The sequence below is a fragment of the Rhodopseudomonas sp. P2A-2r genome (genome assembly GCF_026015985.1).
Taxonomy (GTDB): domain Bacteria; phylum Pseudomonadota; class Alphaproteobacteria; order Rhizobiales; family Xanthobacteraceae; genus Tardiphaga.
In genome coordinates, this window is sequence record NZ_CP110389.1 from 4366066 (window position 1) to 4389817 (window position 23752).

Here is a 23752-nt window from a genome sequence, read left to right on the forward strand (position 1 = left end):
GCGCCCTGTTATGGCTTCAGATTGGGCGGCAGCGGCGGCGGTTCCCGCATCAGGGTAATGGTCACCCGCCGGTTGGCCGCCATTGACGGATCGTCAGGGAACAGCGGCTGGCTGTCGGCCTTGCCGGACACCGAGAACACGTGGGCCGGCGGCAGCCCTTCCCGCTCCAGGATCTGGCGCACCACATTGGCGCGGTCGGCGGAAAGGTCAAACGCGTCATATTCGCTTCGTGACGGCACGAAGCCCGCGGCGGTATGGCCGACGATCGCCACCCGCAACGGCGTGGCCTTCAGCGGCACGGCCAGTTTCTGCAACAGCATGCGGGTGCGCTCGTAGGGTGCCTTGGAGCCGTCGGCAAACATTGAACGGCCGTTCTGGTCGATGATCTCCAGGTTGAGCCCTTGGCTGGTTTCCTCGAACATGATGTTCTTCGAGATCTCGCTGATCTCCGGCATGTCCTGCAGCGCCTGTCGCAGCGAAGCCGATGCCAGCGCGAACTCGCGGTCCATCTTCAGCTTGGCGCCGGCGGGCCGACCGCTTGCGGTTTCGTCGGGGCTGGTGATGTTGGAGGCTTCTTCGGGCGAAACGTGCGCCTTGTTCTTGGTCTGGCCGCGCGTCGGCAAGCCGTCGGATTCGATGACGCCGGAATAGCGTGCATCGGACTGGACGCCGAACGCGTCGCGCATCGAACCGGCGACGATCTTGAGCTTCGCAGTATCCTGGGTCGAATAGGACACAAGCATCACGAAGAAGCTCATCAGCAGACCCATCAGGTCCGCGAAGGTCACGAACCAGCCGTGGCCGCCAGCATGCTCCTCAGCTTTTTCTTCTTGGCCATTGCCCTAATTCCGGTCCGTCGTCAGCCGCGGACTATGCCGGGACCGGCTCGCCTTCTTCGTGTCGATGCTTCTCGGGCAGATAGGCCAGCAGCATTTCGCGCACCAGCGTCGGACTCTTGGAATCGCGGATCATCAGGATGCCGTCGATGATCAGCGTTCGGTTGGTGTCTTCGTCGATCTTCTTGCCGTGCAGCTTGTCGGCGATGGGCAGACAGAACAGGTTGGCCACCAGCGCGCCGTACAAGGTCGCCAGCAGCGCCGTCGCCATGAACGGGCCGAGCTTGGAGGGATCCGACATGTTGGAGAACATCTGCACCATGCCGATCAGCGTACCGATCATGCCGAAGGCCGGCGCGCAGTCGCCGATCGCGCGATAGATCTTGCTGCCCTCGTCGAGGTGCATCAGAAAATTGTCGCGGTCGCGTTCAAGATTGTCGCGGATGAATTCGAGGTCGTAACCGTCGGCGACGAAGCGGATGCCCTTGGCGAGGAAGGGTTCGTCGGTCTCCACCTTTTCCAGTCCGACCGGCCCCTGCTTGCGGGCGATCTCGGCAATGCGCGCCAGTTCTTCCACCAGGTCGCGGGCCGACAGCCGGCTCATGGTGAACGCGAACTTCGCGCCCAGCGGCAGGCCGTGCATCATGACGCCGAGCGGGAAGCGGATCATCGTGGCGGTGATCGATCCGCCGAAGATGATGATCATGGCATGCTCGGAAATGAACATGTGGAGATCGCCGCCCATGAACACCATCAAGGTGATAACGGCCATGCCGCCAATGAGGCCGGCACTCGTCATGATATCCATGGTCAACTCCGACGCTACGCATGCGCAAACGATCGTCCGTGCTGGACGGCGCGCCGCTCAAATTGAGCCGCGCAACATCAACCTAGCTGGAGCGCCATTAAAGACCCGTAAAGCTTACTGTACTCAATGGCCGAAGCACGCGCGAAAACCGCCGTGTGCTTGCAAAGTGGTACTTAACCACACGGCTGAGCACGCGGATCGCACGCCTTCACGCTTTGCTAACCACGTTTGTCCCGCAATGGGCGGCGCGCGGGACAAACGGATGAGACCACTACTGCGGCGTCAGTGAATCTCCGCCGACCTCGCCAGCGCTTCCTTGAGCCGTGCGAGGGAGAAGTCGGCACTTCGGGCGATGTCGAGAATGGGCGTCTCGCGACGGCCGCAAAGTTCGGCGGCATCGGGAAGCTTTGCGGCGAGGTCGATCGGTATCACCACCGCGCCATGACGGTCGGCATGGATCAAATCGCCGCAGCGCACCGTCATCCCGGCGACCCGCACCTCGCCGCCGAAGTTCTCGGCATGGACGTACGCATGCGACGGGCCGATCGAGCCTGCCAGCGCCTGGAAGCCCGGAGCCCATTGCGGAATGTCGCGGATCGATCCGTCGGTAATGACGCCGAGGCAACCGAGCGCCTTGTGCACGGCGCTCTGGACCTCGCCCCAGAATGCGCCATAGCCCACATCGGCACCGTCGATATCCTGGATCACGCTGATGCGCGGCCCCACGCCGGTGCCGACATATTCATAATAGGCAATCCGCCGCGCCGATTGCTCGGCTGGCGTCAGGCCCGAGGCCAGGACGGAGCGGATCGTGACCGTGCGGGCATAGCCAACCATCGGCGGCAGATCGGGAAACGGGCAAACCAGCGGCTTGGTGGTGTAACCGACCAGCCGGCGTTCCGGCGCGACGACCTCCATGGCGTTGCAGATCGTCGGCGTATCGTAGCGCGCCAACGCTTCGAGCGTGGACGCGGGCAGCGGTCCGGTCGCGGGGTTTGTCAAGGCGTTTCTCCTGCTTTTCTGGGTCATGCATCCGGTCTTTGCCGGATGGTCGCACCTCGCATATAGCCGACTTCCGACGGCCAGCCCATTGGCTGCCGGCGATCCATGCGAAATCGCTGCGCCGTGGGGACGGCACAGCGGTCTCAAGCGCGGATCGGCAGGTCAGTTCAGGCGGCCGGGCCGGTCAGCGGGGGAAGCTCGGGCGTGGACGGCGCATAGGGCGACGCCGGACCGGCAGGCGCCATAGGATCGACAGCCGCCTCGGCCTGGGCCGCAAGGTTGCGTTCCTGCTCACGGTAGGACTTCCAGCCCCACGGCAGGCTCAGCAGATAGGCGACGGAAACAATCGACAGGATGTGCCACGGGTAGCTGATCAGCAGCGCGATGAACAACACCGCCGCGACGACCACGGGCAACACCATTTCACGCGGCACGCGCATCTTGACGGCCTTGCCGGAAAATACCGGCAGCCGGGACACCATCAAGAATCCGATCAGCAACGTGAACAGCGCCGTCAGCACGGCCGGCGGCATCGGCATGCCCAGGAACGACAGGTAAATCGGCAGCAGCACCGTGATCGCGCCAAGCGGCGCCGGCACGCCGGTGAAGAAATTGGCGGCGAAGGGCGGCTTGTTGGGATCGTCGAGGGTCGCGTTGAAGCGCGCCAGACGCAGCCCGCCGCCGATGGCGAAGATCATGGCGGCGATCCAGCCAACATTGTTCAGGTCATGCAGCTGCCAGAAATACAGGATGAGGCCCGGCGCAACGCCGAAATTGACGAAATCCGCCAAGCTGTCGAGCTCCGCGCCGAACTTCGACTGCCCCTTGATCATGCGGGCGACGCGCCCGTCGACGCCATCGAGCACCGCGGCAAAGACGATGGCGGCCACCGCCAGCTCCATTCGCCCCTCGGTGGACAGCCGAATCGCCGTCAACCCGGCGCAGATCGCCAGCAGGGTGATCACGTTGGGTACCAGCATCCGGACCGGAATCGGGTGGAACCGGCGGCGACGCATCTCGGTCGATTTGGGATCGATGGGCATTTGCATGGGGCTCTCTATAGCAAACGCCACCCTGCTCCGCCATTGTGGCGGCGACAGACACAAACCGGCGGGCGACGCGGTTAATCGACCCGGAAAGTGCGTCCGCCATCGCCGAGCTGGAAATCGGCCAGCACGGTCTCGCCGGCCACCGCGGTCTGGCCCACGGAAACCAGCGATTTGGTGCCCTCCGGCAGATAGACGTCGAGCCGCGAGCCGAAGCGGATCAGGCCGAAACGCTCGCCGGCACCCAGGGTCTGGCCTTCGCGGACGAACGAGACGATCCGCCGCGCCACCAGGCCGGCAATCTGCACCACGCCGATGCGGCCGCCGGGGATCGAAATCACCAGCGAATTTCGCTCGTTGTCCTCACTGGCCTTGTCGAGTTCGGCATTGATGAATTTGCCCGGACGATAGGCGATCCGATCGATCCGGCCGGTCACCGGACTGCGGTTCACGTGGCAATTGAACACGCTCATGAAGATCGAAATCCGCAGCAGCGGCTGGTCGCCGAGACCGAGTTCGGCCGGCGGCAGGACCATCGAGATCAACGACACCCGCCCGTCGGCCGGGGACACCACGATGCCTTCCCGCACCGGCGTCACCCGCACCGGATCGCGGAAGAACAGCGCACACCACACGGTCAGCACGGTTCCGATCCAGCCGAGCGGCGTCCAGATCCAGAACAGGATCAGCGTCGCCAGCGCGAAAGCGCCGATGAACGGATGGCCTTCCTTGTGGATCGGCGGGATTTGCGCGCGGATGGAATTGGCGATGGACATGGAAGCTGCGCTCTATTCTTCTTTCCCCTCTCCCCGTCGGGAGAGGGTGGCGCGCCGCCAGGCGCGCCGGGAGAGGGGCTGACGGCGATCACGGTGGCCAGAATGATCTCCAGCACCGCGTTCGTCTCGTTCAGGACTTCATTATTCCAGAACCGCAGGATACGAAACCCTTGATCTTCTAGCCATTTCGTCCGCTCGACGTCGGAAGCTCTTTCCGCGTGCTGGCTGCCATCCACTTCGACCAGCAACTTCCGCTCCATACAGGCGAAATCGGCTACGTACTTCCCGATTGGGACCTGCCGCTTGAATTTGATGCCTTCCAGGCGGTGTGCGCGCAGCCGATACCAAAGCCGCCGTTCGGCGTCCGTCATATTCGCGCGCAAGGATTTGGCGAACGCTCGTGACATCCCCTCTCCCGTCTCGCCCGCGCAAATGCGCGGTCGAGCCACCCTCTCCCCAAGCGCAGCTTCGCTGCACTCGGGGGCGAGGGAAGAAAGAAAGCTACTCCGCGGCGTCGGGCGTCGTCAGCAGGTCATCGACCGCCGGCGGCGCCCGGTTCGGCGCCTTGTCGTCATCCGCGATCATCGCCAGTTTCTCGCGGGCTTCCTGCGCCTCGCGCTGCCGGTTCCACATACTGGCGTAGAGACCGTGGGCTGCCAGCAACTGCGCATGCGTGCCGCGCTCGGCGATGCGGCCCTGATCCAGCACGATGATCTCGTCGGCGCCGACAATGGTGGAGAGCCGATGCGCGATCACCAGCGACGTGCGGTTGCGTGAGACCTTTTCCAGCGCGTCCTGGATTTCCTGTTCGGTGTGGCTGTCGAGCGCCGAGGTGGCTTCGTCCAGCAGCAGGATCGGCGGGCCCTTGAGCACAGTGCGGGCGATGGCCACGCGCTGCTTCTCGCCGCCCGACAGTTTCAGGCCGCGCTCGCCGACCTCGGTCTCGTAGCCCTTGGGCGACATGCGGATGAAGCCGTCGATCTGCGCCATCTTCGCCGCCTCCTCCACCTCCGCGTCGGTCGCATCCCAGCGGCCGTAGCGGATGTTGTAGCGGATGGTGTCGTTGAACAGCACCGTGTCCTGCGGCACCATGCCGATGGCCGCGCGCAGCGAGGATTGCGTGATATTGCGGATGTTCTGGCCGTCGATCGAAATCGTGCCGCCGGACACGTCATAGAGCCTGAACAACAGCCGCGAGATGGTCGACTTGCCGGCACCGGACGGCCCGACGATCGCCACGGTCTTGCCAGCCGGCACCTCGAAGGACAGCCCCTTCAGGATCGGGCGCTCCGGATCGTAGGAGAACTGCACGTTGTCGAAGCGCACGTTGCCTGACGTCACCACCAGCGGCTTGGCGCCGGGCAGATCCTTGACCTCGGGATTGCGCTGCAGGACGCCGAACATCTTCTCGATGTCGATCACCGCCTGCTTGATCTCGCGATACACCATGCCCATGAAATTCAGCGGCTGGTAGAGCTGGATCATCATGGCGTTGACCATGACGAAATCGCCGACCGTATTGGTGCCATTGCGCACGCCTACGGCGCACATCAGCATGGTCGCAGTCAGACCGCAGGTGAAGATGATGGCCTGCCCAGTGTTGAGGACCGCCAGCGACGTGTAGGTCTTCACCGAGGCGCGCTCGTAGCGTTCCATCGAGCGGTCGTAGCGCTCCGCCTCGCGTTGCTCGGCGCTGAAATACTTGACGGTCTCGTAATTCAGCAGCGAGTCGATCGCCTTGGTATTGGCCTCGGTGTCGGAATCGTTCATCCGGCGGCGGATCTCGATCCGCCATTCGGTGGCGATGTAGGTGTAGTACATGTAGACCACGACGGTGATCAGCGTCACCAGCACGTAGCGCCAGTCGAACTGCCAGAGCAGCACGCCCATCAGCAGCGTGACCTCGACGATGGTCGGCACGAGTTGCAGGATCACCATCCGGACGATGACTTCGATGCCGAGCCGGCCGCGTTCCAGCACCCTTGTCAGGCCGCCGGTCTTGCGTTCCAGATGGAACCGCAGCGACAGTTCATGCATGTGCACGAAGGTCAGGTACGCCAGCTTGCGCACCGCATGCATCGCCACCTTGGCGAAGATGCCGTCGCGCCACTGCGTCAGCACCGCCATCAGCACGCGGATCAGGCCGTAGCTCCCGGTCATGAGCAGCGGCGAGGCGACCAGCCAGAGCGCCCAACTCGACGGCTGGACCGGGGCGGTATCCGCGCCGGTCAGGGCGTCAATGGCCCATTTGAAGGTGAACGGCACGGTCAGCGTCGCCAGCTTGGCGAACACCAGCAGCACCATCGACCACAGCACCCGCATCTTCAGGTCGGCGCGGTCGCCGGGCCAGATATACGGCCACAGGTGCGCAAGCGTTCCGAGCAGCGTTGCACGTTCGGTGGTATTTTCCGGCGCCTGCGCGACCTGGTCGGGCTGGCGGGCGTGGTGGGGATTAGACATTCACCGCCCCGCAAGTAGGGAGGGCAGCGAGCGGCCGTGGTCTGGCATTTCTGGGCACTGTCATGATCGCCGACATATAGCGTGCCCGGTCGCCTCCCGCACCCCTTGGACGGCATGGATTTTCCGGTTTGCCGCACTTTCCAGCACGAAATCGCTCCCGGCCGCGCTTTCCATGTCTTGACGCTGTCATTCCGCAGTGCCACATGGATTCCATGAGCATTATCAAAACCGTCTGTGTCTATTGCGGCTCCGGCCCGGGCACCAATCCCAGCTTCGTCGAATCGGCCATCGCGCTCGGCAAGTCGCTTGCCGAAAATGGCGTCGGCCTGGTGTATGGCGGCGGTTCGATCGGCCTGATGGGCGCGGTGGCCACCTCGGTGCTGGATCACGGCGGCACCGTGACGGGCATCATCCCGGACTTCCTGACCAAGCGCGAAAACGCGCTGTCGCGGGCGCAGGAAATGATCGTCACCCACGACATGCACGAGCGCAAGCGACTGATGTTCGAGCGCTCCGACGCCTTCGTCGCCCTGCCCGGCGGTATCGGCACTCTGGAAGAGCTGGTCGAGCAGCTGACCTGGCAGCAACTAGGCAGGCACAGCAAGCCAATCCTGCTCGCCAATATCGATAATTTCTGGGAACCGCTGCTCGAATTGCTGGACCACATGCGCAGCACGGCCTTCATCCGACCCACCCTGCCGCTCGAAGTCCTGAAAGCCGAACGGGTCGAGGACATCCTGCCCCGGCTTCGCGCCGCCGCGGCCAAGGCGTCGGAAGAAGCCAAGGAGCTGGCGCCCGAAGTCGCCACCCGGCTTTAGCTCTCAGCCAACGTCATTCGTTCGGAAACGTCACCGCCTCGATGCGGTTGCCGTCGGGGTCTGCCACGAAGGTCGCATAATAGCGCACCCGGTCATGCGGTCGCAGCGACGGCGCGCTTTCCGAGGTGCCGCCTGCTGCCACCGCCGCGGCATGAAACGCATCGATCTCCGCCGTTGTCCTGGCCCGCAGGCACAAGTGTACGCCATTGTCCGGCGATAGCGGCTTCAATCCGGCGCGCAGATTGATCCACACTTCCGGATAGGCCTTGCCGAACCCGACCATCCCCGGCCGCGTCACCAGCCTGGTCATGCCGAGCGCGGCGAAGACCTGCTCATAGAACGGCATCGACCGCTCGAGATTGCTGACTGCGAGCGAGACGTGGTCGATCATGGCTGAAATCCTCAGGCTGGCGCGTTCGACTTCACGAGCTTGTAGACCACGGAATCCATCAGCGCCTGGAACGAGGCATCGATGATATTGGGCGACACGCCGACAGTGGTCCAGCGCTCGCCCAGCTCGTCCTCGCTCTCGATCAGCACCCGGGTCACCGCCTCCGTACCGCCATTGAGGATCCGCACGCGGTAGTCGATCAGCTTCAGCCCATCGATGTACTTCTGATACTTGCCGAGATCTTTCCGCAGTGCGACGTCGAGCGCATTGACGGGGCCGTTGCCCTCCGCCGCCGAGATCAGTATCTCGCCGGCAACCTCGACCTTGACCACCGCCATGGCCACCGTGACGCGCTGGCCATTGGAATTGTAGCGTTGCTCGGTGTTGACGTCGAACTGTTCGACGCGAAAATACTCCGGCACCTTGCCGAGCGTGCGCCGCGCCAGCAGATCGAACGAGGCATTTGCCGACTCATAGGCATAGCCCGCCGCCTCGCGCTCCTTCATCTCCTCGACGAGCCGCGCCAGTTTCGGATCGGCCTTGCTGAACGGAATCCCGGCCCGCTCCAGTTCGGCGATCACGTTGGAGCGCCCGGCCTGGTCGGACACCAGCACCTTGCGGTGATTGCCCACCGCCTCCGGCGCCACATGTTCGTAGGTGTGCGGATCCTTCATCACGGCGGAGGCGTGAATACCGGTCTTGGTGACGAAGGCGCTTTCGCCGACATAGGGCGCATGGCGGTTCGGCGCGCGGTTGAGCATGTCGTCCAGCGTGCGCGACACCCGCATCAGCGTCGCCATCTTCTCCGCCGATACGCCGATCTCGAAAGCATCAGCGAACTCCGGCTTCAGCCGCAGGGTCGGGATCAGCGAACACAGGTTGGCGTTGCCGCAACGTTCGCCGAGCCCGTTCAGCGTGCCCTGGATCTGACGCGCACCGGCGCGCACGGCGGCCAGCGAATTGGCGACCGCCTGTTCGGTATCGTTATGGGCGTGGATGCCGACATGGCTGCCGGGGATGATCTTCACCACTTCGCCGACGATCTCGGATATTTCGTGCGGCATGGCGCCGCCATTGGTGTCGCACAGCACCACCCAGCGCGCGCCCGCGTCATATGCTGCCTTGGCGCAGGCCAGCGCGAACGACGCATCCTCCTTGTAGCCATCGAAGAAATGCTCGCAGTCGAGCAGCACTTCGCGGCCCGCCGCTTTCGCGGCGCTGACGCTGTCGCGGATCGAGGCGAGGTTTTCCTCGTTGGTGGTCTCCAGCGCCACGCGCACCTGATAGGCGGATGCCTTGGCGACAAAGCAGATCGCGTCGGCCTTGGCTTCCAGCAGCAGGGCCAGGCCGGGATCGTTCGACGCCGAACGACCGGGTCGCCGCGTCATGCCGAAGGCAGTGAACGTGGCGTTCGTCAGGGGGATTTGGTGGCGAAGAATTCGGTATCGGTGGGATTGGCGCCGGGATAGCCGCCTTCGACATAGTCGATGCCGAGCTCGTCCAGCATGTCGGCGATCAGCCGCTTGTCGTGCAGCGAGAAATCGACGCCATTGGTCTGCGCACCGTCGCGCAGCGTGGTGTCGAACAGATAGAGGCGTTCGCGGCTCACGTCGCCGCTCCCGACGCTCCGGCTCCGGCCAGCGTCTTGGTCATGGCGGTGTTAGCGAGCCATTCATCGCCCATGGTGATCGTGCTGCGGCGGGTCGCGACATAGCCGCGCTTGAGGAAGAACTCCTGCGCATTGTCGCTGGCATCGACGGTCAGACTCTTGGCGCCGCGGGCGCCGGCGAGTTTTTCCAGCGCGTCGCACAGCATGGCGCCCACGCCGCGCAGCACGGCGCTGGGGTGGACATAGAGCAGATCGATGTGATCGGCGCCCTTCAGCGAAGCAAAGCCAACCGGCGAGTTCTGCAGCGTTGCGATCAACGTCAGCTGTGAGCCCAGCCGCTTGCCGAATGCGGCTTCGTCGTCGACGGCGCTGGCCCAGGCGGCCTGCTGCGTCTCGCTGTAATCGTCGCCCGTCAACTCGCCGATGCTGGCCACGAAGATCGCAGCCAGGATCGGCGTATCCGCCGGCAGGAACGGCCGCAGCCCCGGTTGTGGCATTGCCTGTCCCATCCCGCTCACCAGTATCCCACGAGCTTGAGCGCCAGCGCGACAGCGCCGGCGATCAGCAGCCATTTGATCGCGATGTAGTAACGCCAGTGGCGGGGAAACGGCGTGTCCGGCTTGCTCATCGCGCGATCTCCCAGGTGGTGCCGTCCTTGGAATCCTTGATGGTCACGCCCATCGCCGCCAGTTCGTCACGGATGCGGTCGGATTCCTTGAAATCTTTTCGCGCGCGCGCAGCGGTACGGTCTGCGATCAGCGCGTCGATCCGCGCCGCGTCGATGCCGCTGGATTGCTGCTTACGCGCGCTCCAGTCCGCCGCGCTCTCGTTGAGAAAACCGAGCATGCGCAGCGATGCCGCGAACTTGCCACGCGCCTTGTCGTCGCCGGCCGCCGCCAGGTTGCGCAGGCCATGCAGCGCCGCGATGGTCTGCGGCGTATTCAGGTCGTCGGACAGCGCTTCCATCACCTTGGTCGACGGGTGGCCGCCCCTGTCGTCGGCCGCGACCCAGTACCAATCGTCGAGGGTCTTGGCGCTCTCCTCCATGCCCTTCAGCGTCCAGTCCATCGGCGAACGATAGTGCGTCTTCAGCATGTTGAGGCGAACTACCTCGCCGGGCCAGTCGTTGAGCAACTCCCGGATGGTGACGAAATTGCCGGTCGACTTCGACATCTTCTCGCCTTCGACCTGCAGGAAGCCGTTGTGCATCCAGTAGTTCGCCATCGCCTGCGTGCCGTGGGCGCAACGCGACTGGGCAATCTCGTTCTCGTGGTGCGGGAAGATCAGATCGAGCCCGCCGCCATGGATATCGAAGACGTCGCCGAGATAGGCCGCTGACATGGCCGAGCATTCGATGTGCCAGCCGGGACGGCCCTGCCCCACGGGCTCTCCCAGCCAGGCTCGTCGGCCGATGACTGCTTCCACAGCACGAAATCCGTGGGATGCTTCTTGTGGGCGTCCACCGCGATGCGCGCGCCGGCCTGCTGCTCGTCGAGCTTGCGGCCCGACAGCCGCCCGTAGTCGGGCATCGATTGGGTATCGAACAGCACTTCGCCGCCGGCCTCGTAGGCATGGCCGCGCGCGATCAACTCCTTGATCAGCGTCACCATGTCGGTCTTGCCATCGGCGCGCGGCAGCACGAAGTCGGTGGCGCGCGGCTCGAAGGTCGGCCGCAATGCGCCGAGCGCATCGACGTCGGCGTGAAACTGCACAAGGGTTTTCTCGGTGACCTTGCGGATCGCCTCGTTCAGCGGCAGCCCGGGAAAGTCCCGGGTCGCGCGATCGTTGATCTTGTCATCGACGTCGGTGATGTTGCGGACATAGGTGACCTGGTCCGGGCCATAGATGTAACGCAGCATCCGGAACAGCAGGTCGAACACGATAACGGGGCGCGCATTGCCGATGTGGGCGAAGTCATAGACCGTCGGCCCGCAGACATACATTCTGACGTTGTCAGCATCGATCGGCGCGAAGACGCGCTTCTCTCCAGACAAGGTATCATAAAGTCGCAAATCCATGGAATTCCCGTCCCTTGAGGCCGGGCGTCCAATGATCTCGTGTGAGAAAAGACGGCCTCAGCCAGCGAATCGCTAGCTCGTAATCTCGCGGCAAATGCCACAAATGGCGAGAGAACCGTTCATGCCGGCACCATGCGGCAGCCGGGGCCCGGCCGTCAATACCTGACAACCGCACAGCCGCGGGCAGATTTTGGCCACGATTGGGACCTACGCCCCGCCATGGTTAATGATTTTTAACCTTTTTCGTCTATCCGGTGAGGGTTATTCTCTCATTCATTTGGTGTGTCATGAACTCGATTTCCGCATTTTTAACGGCCACTTTCGTTTTGACCGCGTCCGCAGCCTTTGCCGATTCCCGTGTCTTCATCATCGCCAACCAGGCGGACGGCTACGGTATCGACCAGTGCCTGGCCAATGGTGAGAAATGCGGTGCGTCTGCCGCGCGATCCTATTGCCAGTCGCGCGAATTCGCCCAGGCCACGGCATTCCGCAGGGTCGATCCCGATGAGGTGACCGGATCGATTCCGCAGCCCATCGGCGGCAATTGCGGCCGCGGCGGATGCAACGAGTACGTCGCGATTACCTGCCAGCGCTGAGCATCAACCATGTGGCGGTGGACGAGCCTGTCCCCGCCACAGTGAAGCCCCGGAAACGACGTGACGCTGCCGCGAGAAGCGGCTATGTGGGAGCCGCGTCGCTGCGGTTTTGTTGCGTTTATCCGCTGCCGGGTGTGGGTTGTGTGAAGCTTTCTCCGCGCCGCATTGTCTCTGACTCGTTGCATTGGCCGGACATGTCTGACACCTTTAACCTCTCCCTTTCCCGCTGGATTTTCGCTGCCACCGTGCTGATCGGCGGGGCGACGTTGAACGTTGCGGCGACCGCGCAGGGGCTGCCCCCACCGGGACCGCCGCCGCAGGCCGCCGCGCCCGGCGCCAATCCGATGTGCCAGCGGCTTGAGGGCCAGTTGGCCACCATCGACCGCGGCGGCGGCGATCCCGCCAAGGCCGACCAGATCCGCCGTTACGAGGATGCCGCCTCCAAGCAGCAGAACGAACTAGACCGCGTGACCGCACAGGCCAAGCGCATGGGCTGCGACAGCTCCGGCTTCTTCTCGCTGTTCAACGGCCAGTCGGCGCAGTGCGGGCCGGTCAACAACCAGATTCAGCAGATGCGCGGAAATCTGGATCAGATCACCGGCAATCTCGAGCGGCTGCGCGTCGGCACCCCCGGCAGTTCCGACCGCGACAGCCAGCGCCGTTCGGTGCTGCTGGCGTTGGCGCAGAACAATTGCGGTCCTCAATACGCCGCGGCCGCGCGCGCGCCGCAGCCGAACTCCGGTCCGGGCAACTTCCTCAACAACCTGTTCGGCAACAACGAGCCCAGTCCCGACGCTGCGCCGCTGGGACCCGTTGCCGGCGCGCCGTCCGGCACCTATCGCACCGTCTGCGTGCGCACCTGCGACGGCTTCTATTTCCCGATTTCCTTCGCCACCGTACAGAGCCGCTTCGCAGACGACGAGAAGACCTGCAAGGCGCTGTGCCCCGCCTCCGACGCCAACCTGTTCAGCTATCGCAATCCCGGCGAGGATATGAACGCGGCGGTATCGATCACCGGCCAGCCCTACACGTCGTCGCCGAACGCCTTCAAATATCGCACCGAATTCAATCCGTCCTGCGCCTGCAAGGCGGCCGGGCAGACCTGGTCGGATGCGCTGAAAGCTATCGACGACAAATCCGCGGCGGAAAACGGCGACATTATCGTCACCGAAGAGCGCGCCAAGAAAATGTCGCAGCCGCCGGCCAAAGGCACGCCGGCCTCACTGAAGAAGGGCGCCGCCCCTGCCCCGGTCGCTGCGCCCGCTGAGACCCCAGCAGCAGCGCCTGCGACGCCCGCCGATCCCAACAAGCCGATCCGTTCGGTGGGACCGACATTCATTCCGACAACGCGATAAGTTTTCCCGCGTGCGGCTTGTCGTCCCCGCGCATGCGGGGACCCAGTAAACACGACTTTCGCGGCTTCATCACAAAATACGGCGTTTACTGGGTCGCACGGCCGGCGCGCAATTGCGCGCCGGCCGTGCGACGACAGCGGAGTGTGAGGCGCCTTACCCCTCGAACGCTTCCGCAGATCCCTTGCTCGCCCGTGATACCAACGAGTCGTCGGGCTTCGCGGGCGGCGTCGCCAGATCCCGGAATTTGTTCGTGATCGGATAGCGCCGGTCACGGCCGAAATTCCTCCGCGTCACCTTCACGCCGGGCGCTGCCTGGCGACGCTTGTATTCGGCGATGTTGAGCAGTCGGTCGATGCGCAGCACCACATCGCGGTCGAAACCGGCGGCGATGATGTCTGCCAGCGGCTCCTCGTGCTCGACCAACCGCTCGAGGATGCCGTCCAACACGTCATAGGGCGGCAGCGAATCCTGATCGGTCTGGTTCTCGCGCAATTCCGCGGTCGGCGGCCGGGTGATGATGTTCACCGGAATGACCTCGCCGGTGGGACCCAGCGCGGCTTCGGGCTTCCAGCGATTGCGCAGGCTGCACAGCCGGAACACCTCGGTCTTGTAGATGTCCTTGATCGGATTGAAGCCGCCATTCATGTCGCCATAGAGCGTGGCATAGCCCACCGACATTTCCGACTTGTTGCCGGTGGTCACAACCATGGCGCCGGTCTTGTTGGAAATCGCCATCAACAGCGTGCCGCGGGTACGGGCTTGCAGATTCTCTTCGGTGATGTCGCGCGGCAGACCGGCAAAGGTGCCGGACAGGATGCTTTCGAAGCCGTTGACCGCCTCTGCGATCGGCAGCACCTCGTAGCGAATGCCGAGCCGCTCGGCCAGTTGCGCGGCGTCGTCGAGCGAGACCTGCGCCGTGAAACGGAACGGGAGCATGACCCCCGCACCCGCTCCGCGCCGAGCGCGTCGACAGCGAGCGCCGCGCATAGCGCAGAATCGATGCCGCCCGAGACGCCCATCAGCACGCCCGGAAAACCGTTCTTCTGCACATAGTCGCGCAGGCCCAGCACGCAGGCGGCGTAGTCGCCCTCGTCCCCCTCGGGGACCGGCGCGAAAGGCCCCGCGCAGCGCCAGCCTTCTGCGGATCGCGTGAACTGCAGCGTGGTGATGTTGTCGGCAAAGGACGGCAGCTGTGCGGCCAGCGAGCAGTCGGCATTCAGCACGAAGGATGCGCCGTCGAACACCAACTCGTCCTGGCCGCCGACCTGGTTGAGATAGACCAGCGGCAGCCCGCTCTCGGTGACCCGCGCCACCGCCATCGACAGCCGGATATCGGTCTTGCCGCGCGCATAGGGCGAGCCGTTCGGAACGACAATGATTTCCGCCCCAGTCTCGGCGAGACACTCGACCACGTTCTCGTAGTCGGTGGACTCCTCCATCCAGGTATCTTCGCAGATCGGCACGCCGACCCGGATGCCGCGAACGGTCATCGGCCCCGCCGCCGGACCGCGGGAAAACACGCGTTTCTCGTCGAACACGCCGTAGTTGGGCAGGTTGGACTTGAACCGCAACGTGACGATGCGGCCGCCATCCAGCAAGGCGACGGCGTTGTAGAGCTTGCCGTCCTCGACCCAGGGTGAACCGATCAGCACGGCCGGGCCGCCATCGGCGGTCTCGCGCGCCAACTCCTCAATGGCGGCGCGGCAGGCCGCCTGGAACGACGGCTTCAGCACCAGATCCTCCGGCGGGTAGCCGGCGATGAACAATTCGGAGAACACCACCAGAGCGGCGCCATCGGCGTTAGCGCGGGCGCGGGCCTTGCGCGCCAAAGCGGCATTGCCGGTGATGTCGCCGACCGTCGGATTGAGCTGGGCCAGCGTGATGATGAAGGAGGCGGAATTTGTCATGGCCATATGGTGCCCGACGGGCGCCCCTTGCACAATTGCCGACGCTAGAAGATGCCTATGCGTTCGCCGAGCGCGAACAGCCAGGTCAGGCCGGCGATCACCAGCGCGACGCCAACCGCCGCCGAGCCCATGTCCTTGACCCGGCCGATCGCCGGATCATGGTCGGTGGTGAGGCGGTCGGCCAGCTTCTCGATGGCGGTATTGAGCAGCTCCACGGTCAGCAGCAGCAGCACCACCGCGACCAGTTCGAGGCGGCGGGCGGCGGTCGTGCCGATCAGCAGGGACAGCGGTACCGCAAGGAGCAGCGCGAACAGCTCCTCGCGAATCGCCTGCTCGGAACGGGTGGCGAACGTCAGCCCGTTCCAGGTGTTGATCAGCGCCCGCCAGAGTCGGGTCAAATCACAGCCCCGACGCGACCGGCAGCGGCTCGTCCTTGCCGGCGCGGTCCTGCTTGAGCAGCTCCGCGATCAGGAACGCCATGTCGATGGCCTGCTCGGCATTGAGGCGGGGATCGCAGACCGTGTGATAGCGGTCGTTGAGGTCCTCGTCGCTGATCGAGCGCGCGCCGCCGGTGCATTCGGTGACATTTTGGCCGGTCATTTCCAGGTGCACACCGCCGGCATGGGTGCCTTCGGCCTGGTGGATGGTGAAGAACGACTTCACCTCGGACAGGATGCGATCGAACGGCCGGGTCTTGTAGCCCGAGTTCGAGGTGATGGTGTTGCCATGCATCGGATCGCACGACCACACCACGCTGCGGCCTTCCCGCTGCACGGCGCGGATCAGCCCCGGCAGATGGTCGCCGACCTTGTCCGCGCCGAAACGATTGATCAGCGTGAGACGGCCCGGTTCGTTGTCGGGATTGAGGACGTCAATCAGCTTGATCAACTCGTCCGGCTTCAGCGACGGGCCGCACTTCAGGCCAATCGGGTTCTTGATGCCGCGGAAATATTCGATATGGGCATGGTCGAGCTGTCGGGTACGGTCGCCGACCCAGATCATGTGCCCGGATGTTGCGTACCAGTCGCCGGTGGTGGAATCGACGCGGGTGAAGGCCTGCTCGTAACCGAGCAGCAGCGCTTCGTGGCTGGTGTAGAAGTCGGTCGAGCGCAGCTCAGGGTGGCTTTCCAGATTGAGGCCGCAGGCGCGCATGAAATTCAGCGCGTCGGAAATCCGGTCCGCCAACTCCTTGTAACGGCGCGACTGCTGCGAGTCCTTCAGGAAGCCGAGCATCCACTGATGCACGCTGCCGAGATTGGCGAAGCCACCGGTGGCGAAAGCGCGCAGCAGGTTGAGCGTCGCCGCCGACTGCCGATAGGCATTCAGCTGGCGCTGCGGATCCGGGGTGCGCGATTCCGCCGTGAAGGCGATGTCGTTGATAATGTCGCCGCGATAGCTCGGTAGTTCGACGCCGTTGAGTTTCTCCATCGGCGACGAACGCGGCTTGGCAAACTGACCGGCGATGCGGCCGACCTTCACCACCGGCACCGCGCCGGCATAGGTCAGCACCACCGACATCTGTAGGAAGGCGCGGAAGAAATCGCGGATGTTGTTGGCGCCGTGCTCGGCAAAGCTCTCGGCGCAATCGCCGCCCTGAAGCAGGAAAGCCTCGCCCTTTGCGACTCGGGCCAGCGCCTTCTTCAGGTTGCGCGCCTCACCCGCAAATACCAGCGGCGGAAAGGTCGCAAGCTGCGCCTCGACATCGCCCAGCGCCTTCAGATCCGGATAGACCGGCATCTGCTGCACGGGCTTGCTGCGCCAACTATCGGGCGTCCACCGCTCAGCCATCGCTTCAACTCCTGAAATCCGCGCCATTGGGCAGGCGTCGGGAGGCCGCGTTATACACAGGCTGGCCGGAGATCGCCAGTTGGAAATCGGTCCCGCGAGACAACCCCTTGCAGCCAATGCCAAATTCGCATTTGCTGGGCTTTCTGCCGCAGGGAGAATGCGAGGTGGTCGAGGCTGCGCTGGACGACGTCTTCGTCGACGATATTACCTTCCCCGCCACCGACGGATATCCGCTCGGCGCGACCCTGTACCTGCCCCGCGGCGCCAGGAGCCATGCCGTCCTGATCAACTCCGCCACCGCGGTGCCGCGCCGCATCTACCGGGGATTTGCCAGCTACCTCGCCAGCCGCGGCTGCGCCGTGCTGACCTATGATTATCGCGGCACCGGCGATTCCCGGCAGCCATCGCCGGCCAGCAACAGCCGGTCGAGATCCCTGGTCGGCTTCAAGGCCTCGATGTCCGACTGGGCGGCACTGGATGCAACGGCAGCGGTCGGCTGGATGCGCGAACGCTACCACACCATGCCGCTCGGCTATGTCGGCCACTCCTTCGGCGGCCAGGCGCTGGGTTTGCTGCCCAACAATACCGAGGTTGCGCGCGCGCTGTTTGTCGCCGCACAGGCCGGCTACTGGGGCCTGATGACCGCACCGGAGCGCTATCGCATCTATGTCCTGCTGAAATTCGTTGGCGTCCCGCTGACCCGGCTCATGGGCTATGCCCCGGCGCGAACGGGGCTCGGCATGGATCTGCCGAAGGGCGTCTTCCTGGAGTGGGTCCGCTGGGTCATGAGCCAACGCTACCTGTTCGACGACGTCCGCCTGCGTGCGCTGTCGAACTTCCCGCGCTACCGCGGCGCGCTGCGCGCGCTGACATTCTCCGACGACCCCTGGGCGACCCGCCCGGCGGTCGACCTTCTGTGCTCGGGCTTCACCTCGATCCGGCCGGAGGTCGCCACCATCGCGCCGGCCGACGTCGGCGCAGCAAAGATCGGGCATTTCGGATTCTTCCGGCCGCAACATCGCGACACGCTGTGGCGCGGCGCGGCCGAGTGGCTGCAACGCGAGCCGGAGTGACTACTCCGCCGCTTCGCGCACGTACCGCGCGGTCGGCGTCCGCATGGTCACCAGTTCTTCGGCCGCACTCGGATGCACCGCCATGGTGGCGTCAAAATCCGCTTTGGTCGCCTTCAACTTCACGCAGATGCCCAGCACCTGGATCAGCTCTGCGGCCTCCGGCCCGACGATATGGCAGCCGACGATCACGTCGGTGACGCCAACAACGATCAGTTTCATCAACACGCGGCTTTCGCTGCCGGACAACGTCGCCTTGATCGGCTTGAAGTTGGTCTTGTAGACGTCGACATGGCTGAATGCGGCGCGGGCTTCGGCTTCGGTCATGCCGACGGTGCCAACCTCCGGCTGTGTGAAGACAGCGGTCGGAATATTGCTGTGATCGACCTTCACGCTGCGCTTGCCGAACACGGTATCGGCGAAGGCATGGCCCTCGCGGATCGCCACCGGCGTCAGGTTGGTGCGATGTGTGACATCGCCCACCGCGTAGATATGCGGCACGTTGGTCTGCGAAAATTCGTTGACCGCGATTCCGCCATTGGCGGGGTTGATCGCCACCCCGGCTATCTCAAGCCCGAGGTTGGCGACGTTGGGATGCCGGCCGATCGCGAACAGAACCTGATCGGCAGCAATGCTCGACCCGTTCGACAGCGTTGCCGTGAATTCGTGGCTGTGTTTCTCGACCTTGTCGACGGTACAGCCGGTCAGGATCGTGATGCCTTCCTTTTCCATCTCGCCGCGCACGTGGCTGCGAACATCCTCGTCAAAGCCGCGCAGGATGTTGTCGCCGCGATAGACCACCGTCACGTCGGATCCGAGGCCGGCGAAGATGCAGGCGAATTCCAGCGCGATATAGCCGCCGCCCTGGATCAGGATGCGCTTCGGAAGCTCCGGAAGATGAAACACCTCGTTGGACGAGATGACATGTTCGATGCCGGGAATTTCGCGCCCGTGATTGGGCGCGCCGCCGGTGGCGATCAGCACGTAGCGCGCACGTACGGTCTCGCCGGTGGACAGCCGCAGCCTGTGCGGATCCTCGAACACGGCGCGCGCCTTGACGATGGCCGCGCCGGACTTCTCGACATTGGCGGTGTAGATGCCCTCGAGCCGGGCGATCTCCTTGTCCTTGTTGGCGATGAAGGTCGGCCAGTCGAAGGTCGCCGACGGGATCGTCCAACCGAAGCCGGCGGCGTCCTCGACCTCATGCTTCACATGCGACGCATAGACCATCAGCTTCTTCGGCACGCAGCCGCGGATCACGCAGGTGCCGCCGAACCTGTATTCCTCAGCGACCATGACTCGTGCGCCGTAGCCCGCTGCGATCCGCGCGGCGCGCACGCCGCCCGAGCCACCGCCAATCACGAATAAATCGACGTCGAAGTCGCTCATGTGCCGCTCCGGAAAATTCAGCTACCCGTCAGATTTCCTTGCCGCGCTTACGCATTTCAGCGCGGAATTGGCCGTTGACCTCTTCCGAGAACTGCTGCGCCCACTGCTGCATGTAGTTCATGCTGGCGGCGATCGACTGCGGCTCCTGCGCCAACAGCTTCTGACCGAGCGGGGACTTGTAGAACGTCACGAGATCCTTCAACTCCTGCTCGGTGAAGTCGCTGGCGTAGATCCGCGCCATCTGCTCGCCGATCTCCTTTTCCTTGCCAGCCAGGGTCTGCGCCACGATCACGGCAACCTCGTTGAGGTCCTTCTGGTAGTTCAGATTGTTCTGCAGCAACGTGTCCTTGGTACGCTGCACGATGTTCGGGACGGCGCCCTGGTACATGGCACTGGCGTTCTTCAGGGTCAGGATTTCCTTGGCCGCGGCAATCGCCGCCGGCGACGCCGGCTTGATCGGTCGGCTCTCCGCCTGCGGCGGCTGCTGGGCATGGGCCGGAAGCGCGGCGCCGGCCAGGCCAGCGACAAGGCCGGCGGCGAGCAGCAGGTTCGAACGATACGTCATCTTGTTCTCCTTGATCGCGGCGTTACGGCCGCTCGAAAATGCGAATACCATCGGAGCCCGCCAGCATGGCTATGCTGGCCTGTCCGATGAAAAGACCGTGTTCGACGACGCCCGGTATCGAACTGAGCAGTCCGGCCAGACGGGGGCGTCGGGGATCTGCCCGAGATGGGCATCGATGATCCAGTGGCCCCCATCGGTGACGAAAGCATGGCCGTCGCTGCCGTTCCGGACCGCCATCTGCCCCGATACGCCGCTTTGGGCGAACGCTTCGACAATGGCCCGGCGCGTCGCTGCGAGTCCAAACGGAATGACCTCCACCGGCAGCGGAAAGCGGCCGAGCATCGCGACCCATTTCGTCTCGTCGGCGATGACGATCATGCGGTCGGATGCGGTTGCGACGATCTTTTCGCGCAGCAAAGCGCCGCCGCCGCCCTTGATGAGATTCAGCTGCGGATCGATTTCGTCGGCGCCATCGACCGTCAGGTCGAGCCGGTCCACATCGTCCAGCGTCGTCAGCGCAATGCCGCAGCTCTCGGCCTGGGCGCGCGTCGCCTCGGATGTCGGCACGCAGATCACCTTCAATCCGCCGGCCACCCGTTCGCCGAGCAGTTCGACAAAATGCTTGGCGGTCGAACCGGTGCCTAGGCCGAGCTTCATGCCGTCGCGGACGTATTCGAGTGCTTTTGCCGCTGCCTGCCGTTTCAGTTCATCGATGGTCATGAAGGGCCGAAGTCCTCGGTTGCGTTGCCAGAGCCGCTGTGACGCGGCGGCTTATCTAGCGCTGTTTGCCGCAGAGGAACAGGCCCTTACAAGGCATCGTGACGGCGGCCGCCGACGCCGGCCGAAGCCACCCTCTCTTGCCAGATGGCGAAAGGGCGGCTAGCGATCTTCCATGAGCCATTCGCCGATCGTCGTATTCGATCTGGACGGCACGCTGGTGGACACCGCGCCGGACCTGATCAACGCCCTGAATTACGTGCTGGACCGCGAGGGCCTTGCACCGGTCCCTATGCATCTGGCGCGCAACATGATCGGCGCCGGCGCCCGCAAGCTTATCGAGCGCGGGCTAGAGCTGGAGGGCCGCACCACCACAGTGGCCGGCATCGACCGCCTGACCGCCGATTTCATCGACCATTACGCCGCCCATATTGCCGACTTCTCCCGCCCGTTCGAAGGGCTCGAGGAGGCGCTGAATGCGCTGTCCGAGCAAAATTACCGCTTTGCTGTCTGCACCAACAAGCTGGAATGGCTGTCCAAGCTGCTGCTCGACCGGCTGGAGCTCACCGCCCGATTCGACGCGATCTGCGGCGCCGACACCTTTGGCGTGTCGAAGCCCAATCCGGTCATCCTGCAGCAGACCGTTGCCCGCGCCGGCGGAAGCATGGCGTCGGCGATCATGGTGGGCGACGCCGGCCCCGATGTCGGGGTTGCCCGCCGCGCCGGCGTGCCGGTTATCGGCGTCGAGTTCGGCTATACCGATGTCCCCATCGCCGACCTCAAACCGGACCTGCTGATCGGTCATATGCGCGAACTGCCGGGCGCCGTGGCAGAACTGGCGACGGCGCGCAAAGCATAGCCTAACCAATTGCTTAGGTTACACATACCCAGCATGGAGCCGGCGACGTTAACCATCGATTAACGAAACCTGTCCGCACGGTTGCGCGAAAATACCTAGGCTCCTATGGTTACCTGGGGACTGCGGCCAGCCGCAAAAGAGACGGGTCACACATGCGTCGAGTCATCGTAATTGCAGTTGCCAGCATGAGTCTTGCTGGTTGCGCGTCATTCTCCATGGATTCCTTCCGGTCGGCGCCGCCGCCCGTGAACGTTCAGTTTGAATCCGTTCCGCCAGGCGCGGAAGCGCGCACCTCGCTCGGCGCAACCTGCAAGACGCCCTGCTCGCTTCCGGTCACCGCCGACGGCGGTTTCAGCGTGACATTCACCTTGCCCAAGTTCCAGCCGTTGACGGTTCCGGTGTCGGTCACCAAGAATCCCGGCGACATGTTCACCGCCGGCACCACGGTGATTGAGCCGAATCCGGTGGTTGGCGAGCTTCAGCCGATGACCCCGCCGCGTCGCGCCGCACGGAAAATGGTGAGGCGCAAGCCTGCCGCCGCCGCGCCGGCTGCTGCTCCGGCCGCCGAAACGCCCTTCCCGGCACCGACCCGCTGATCGCCACGCGTCCGACACATCGTCCTGCGCGATTGTGCCGGGCGCTTGCCATGCCTACATTGGCTCCATAGAGCTTGAGACGGCGTTGAGGCAAACCGATGGCGGATTTGGGACAGCAGTTGAAGGCGACGAATCCGTCCGCGATGACGGATCCGTTCGGCCGTTCCATCAGCTATCTGCGCGTATCGGTCACCGACCGCTGCGACCTGCGCTGCTTCTATTGCATGTCCGAGGACATGACCTTCCTGCCCAAGGCCGACCTGCTCACGCTCGAGGAACTCGACCGCCTCTGCACGGCCTTCATCGCCAAGGGCGTGCGCAAACTGCGGCTCACCGGCGGCGAACCGCTGGTTCGGCGCAATGTGATGGGGTTGGTGCGCTCGCTGTCGCGGCACCTTGCGACCGGCGCACTCGATGAGCTGACACTGACCACCAACGGCTCGCTGCTGGCGAAATATGCCGATGAGCTGGCGGACTGCGGCGTGCGCCGCATCAACGTGTCGATGGACACGCTCGACCCCGCCAAGTTCCGCACCATCACTCGCTGGGGCGATCTCGACAAGGTGCTGGCCGGCATCGAGGCCGCGCGCGCGGCCGGCCTTGCGGTCAAGATCAATGCGGTGGCGCTGAAGGGCCTCAACGAGGACGAGATCCCCGCACTTATGGAATGGGCGCATGGCAAGGACATGGCGCTGACGCTGATCGAGGTGATGCCGATGGGCGACATCGGCGAAGGCCGCATCGATCAGTATGTGCCGCTGTCGCTGCTGCGGGCCCGGCTCGCCGCCAGATACACCCTCACCGACCTGCCCGACAATACCGGCGGTCCGGCGCGTTACGTCCGGGTTGCCGAGACCGGCGGCAAGCTCGGCCTGATCACCCCGATGACCCATAATTTCTGCGAATCCTGCAACCGGGTGCGCATCACCTGCACCGGCACCATCCACACCTGCCTCGGCCACGAGGACGCCACCGACCTGCGCCGGCCGTTGCGCGCATCTGCCGACAACGACCTGCTCAACGCGGCCATCGACAGCGCCATCGGCACCAAGCCCAAGGGCCACGACTTCATCATCGACCGCCGCCACAACCGGCCCAGCGTCAGCCGGCATATGAGCGTGACGGGCGGCTGATTTTACCTGTCTT

19 protein-coding genes and 5 pseudogenes are annotated in these 23752 nt (G+C 64.3%); 7 read left to right on the forward strand and 17 right to left on the reverse strand.

Annotated features, from left to right (window positions below; translation table 11 throughout):
- Window positions 1-8: 8 nt before the first annotated feature.
- The 7 genes and pseudogenes from ONR75_RS21135 to ONR75_RS21165 form a co-directional block, all read right to left on the reverse strand.
- Window positions 9-838 (reverse strand): annotated as a pseudogene (locus ONR75_RS21135) (flagellar motor protein MotB).
- A 32-nt stretch (window positions 839-870) separates the two neighbouring features.
- Window positions 871-1644, reverse strand: coding sequence for a motility protein A (locus ONR75_RS21140; protein ID WP_265078980.1), 774 nt, complete (start codon window positions 1642-1644; stop codon window positions 871-873).
- Window positions 1645-1926: 282 nt separating this feature from the next.
- Entirely contained in the window at window positions 1927-2646 is a 720-nt protein-coding gene (locus ONR75_RS21145) for an RraA family protein (protein WP_265078981.1), read from the reverse strand.
- Between the two features lie 167 nt (window positions 2647-2813).
- Window positions 2814-3689, reverse strand: a complete 876-nt coding sequence (gene pssA / locus ONR75_RS21150) for a CDP-diacylglycerol--serine O-phosphatidyltransferase (protein WP_265083753.1) — start codon at window positions 3687-3689, stop codon at window positions 2814-2816.
- A gap of 80 nt (window positions 3690-3769) precedes the next feature.
- On the reverse strand, window positions 3770-4468 hold the full coding sequence (locus ONR75_RS21155) for a phosphatidylserine decarboxylase (protein ID WP_265078982.1): 699 nt from the start codon (window positions 4466-4468) through the stop codon (window positions 3770-3772).
- Window positions 4378-4875 (reverse strand): endonuclease domain-containing protein, encoded by a 498-nt coding sequence (locus tag ONR75_RS21160; protein ID WP_265078983.1) that lies wholly within the window; start codon window positions 4873-4875, stop codon window positions 4378-4380. Before ONR75_RS21160 ends, ONR75_RS21155 begins: the two co-directional genes overlap by 91 nt.
- Window positions 4876-4969: 94 nt before the next feature.
- Window positions 4970-6928 carry an ABCB family ABC transporter ATP-binding protein/permease gene (locus ONR75_RS21165; protein WP_265078984.1) on the reverse strand — a complete coding sequence of 653 codons (1959 nt, stop codon included), beginning with the start codon at window positions 6926-6928 and terminating at the stop codon, window positions 4970-4972.
- 212 nt (window positions 6929-7140) lie between these two features.
- On the opposite strand from ONR75_RS21165, the gene ONR75_RS21170 reads away from it, so the two are divergent.
- The gene (locus tag ONR75_RS21170; protein ID WP_265078985.1) at window positions 7141-7746 is read left to right on the forward strand and encodes a TIGR00730 family Rossman fold protein; all 606 of its coding nucleotides are present in this window, start codon (window positions 7141-7143) and stop codon (window positions 7744-7746) included.
- A gap of 13 nt (window positions 7747-7759) precedes the next feature.
- Here the strand turns inward: ONR75_RS21170 and ONR75_RS21175 are convergent, their stop codons facing one another.
- The 4 genes and pseudogenes from ONR75_RS21175 to cysS all read right to left on the reverse strand — a co-directional run bounded on the left by ONR75_RS21175 (window position 7760) and on the right by cysS (window position 11764).
- A complete protein-coding gene (locus tag ONR75_RS21175; protein ID WP_265078986.1) occupies window positions 7760-8137 on the reverse strand; it encodes a VOC family protein in 378 nt (125 codons plus the stop codon).
- An 11-nt stretch (window positions 8138-8148) separates the two neighbouring features.
- Window positions 8149-9746 (reverse strand): annotated as a pseudogene (gene cimA / locus ONR75_RS21180) (citramalate synthase).
- Window positions 9743-10255 carry a GNAT family N-acetyltransferase gene (locus ONR75_RS21185; protein ID WP_265078987.1) on the reverse strand — a complete coding sequence of 171 codons (513 nt, stop codon included), beginning with the start codon at window positions 10253-10255 and terminating at the stop codon, window positions 9743-9745. The pseudogene cimA and the gene ONR75_RS21185 overlap by 4 nt, the downstream one beginning before the upstream one ends.
- A 115-nt stretch (window positions 10256-10370) precedes the next feature.
- Window positions 10371-11764: pseudogene (gene cysS, locus ONR75_RS21195) on the reverse strand (cysteine--tRNA ligase).
- Between the two features lie 287 nt (window positions 11765-12051).
- On the opposite strand from cysS, the gene ONR75_RS21200 reads away from it, so the two are divergent.
- Complete coding sequence (locus ONR75_RS21200) at window positions 12052-12360, forward strand: hypothetical protein (protein ID WP_265078989.1); 309 nt, start codon at window positions 12052-12054, stop codon at window positions 12358-12360.
- 194 nt (window positions 12361-12554) lie between these two features.
- Entirely contained in the window at window positions 12555-13715 is a 1161-nt protein-coding gene (locus ONR75_RS21205; RefSeq protein ID WP_265078990.1) for a DUF2865 domain-containing protein, read from the forward strand.
- A 153-nt stretch (window positions 13716-13868) separates the two neighbouring features.
- Here the strand turns inward: ONR75_RS21205 and ONR75_RS21210 are convergent.
- The 3 genes and pseudogenes from ONR75_RS21210 to ONR75_RS21220 all read right to left on the reverse strand — a co-directional run bounded on the left by ONR75_RS21210 (window position 13869) and on the right by ONR75_RS21220 (window position 17410).
- Window positions 13869-15622 (reverse strand): annotated as a pseudogene (locus ONR75_RS21210) (NAD+ synthase).
- A gap of 44 nt (window positions 15623-15666) precedes the next feature.
- Window positions 15667-16020: a diacylglycerol kinase gene (locus tag ONR75_RS21215; RefSeq protein ID WP_265078991.1), complete on the reverse strand. Its 354-nt coding sequence runs from the start codon at window positions 16018-16020 to the stop codon at window positions 15667-15669.
- A 1-nt stretch (window position 16021) separates the two neighbouring features.
- The gene (locus ONR75_RS21220) at window positions 16022-17410 is read right to left on the reverse strand and encodes a class II 3-deoxy-7-phosphoheptulonate synthase (protein ID WP_265078992.1); all 1389 of its coding nucleotides are present in this window, start codon (window positions 17408-17410) and stop codon (window positions 16022-16024) included.
- Between the two features lie 116 nt (window positions 17411-17526).
- Here ONR75_RS21220 and ONR75_RS21225 point away from each other — a divergent pair, with 116 nt between their 5' ends.
- Window positions 17527-18483, forward strand: coding sequence for an alpha/beta fold hydrolase (locus ONR75_RS21225; protein ID WP_413776531.1), 957 nt, complete (start codon window positions 17527-17529; stop codon window positions 18481-18483).
- Here the strand turns inward: ONR75_RS21225 and gor are convergent, their stop codons facing one another.
- The 3 genes and pseudogenes from gor to rpiA all read right to left on the reverse strand — a co-directional run bounded on the left by gor (window position 18484) and on the right by rpiA (window position 21154).
- The gene (gene gor / locus ONR75_RS21230) at window positions 18484-19869 is read right to left on the reverse strand and encodes a glutathione-disulfide reductase (protein WP_265078994.1); all 1386 of its coding nucleotides are present in this window, start codon (window positions 19867-19869) and stop codon (window positions 18484-18486) included. It abuts the gene before it with no gap.
- 28 nt (window positions 19870-19897) lie between these two features.
- A complete protein-coding gene (locus ONR75_RS21235) occupies window positions 19898-20434 on the reverse strand; it encodes a DUF2059 domain-containing protein (protein ID WP_265078995.1) in 537 nt (178 codons plus the stop codon).
- A gap of 22 nt (window positions 20435-20456) precedes the next feature.
- Window positions 20457-21154: pseudogene (gene rpiA, locus ONR75_RS21240) on the reverse strand (ribose-5-phosphate isomerase RpiA).
- Between the two features lie 172 nt (window positions 21155-21326).
- Between rpiA and ONR75_RS21245 the strand changes: the two are divergent.
- The 3 genes from ONR75_RS21245 (at window position 21327) to moaA (ending at window position 23739) form a co-directional block, all read left to right on the forward strand.
- Entirely contained in the window at window positions 21327-22010 is a 684-nt protein-coding gene (locus tag ONR75_RS21245) for an HAD-IA family hydrolase (protein WP_265078996.1), read from the forward strand.
- Window positions 22011-22255: 245 nt separating this feature from the next.
- Window positions 22256-22606 carry a hypothetical protein gene (locus tag ONR75_RS21250; protein WP_320109637.1) on the forward strand — a complete coding sequence of 117 codons (351 nt, stop codon included), beginning with the start codon at window positions 22256-22258 and terminating at the stop codon, window positions 22604-22606.
- 98 nt (window positions 22607-22704) lie between these two features.
- Window positions 22705-23739 (forward strand): GTP 3',8-cyclase MoaA, encoded by a 1035-nt coding sequence (moaA, locus tag ONR75_RS21255; RefSeq protein WP_265078998.1) that lies wholly within the window; start codon window positions 22705-22707, stop codon window positions 23737-23739.
- The last annotated feature ends 13 nt before the right edge of the window (window positions 23740-23752 follow it).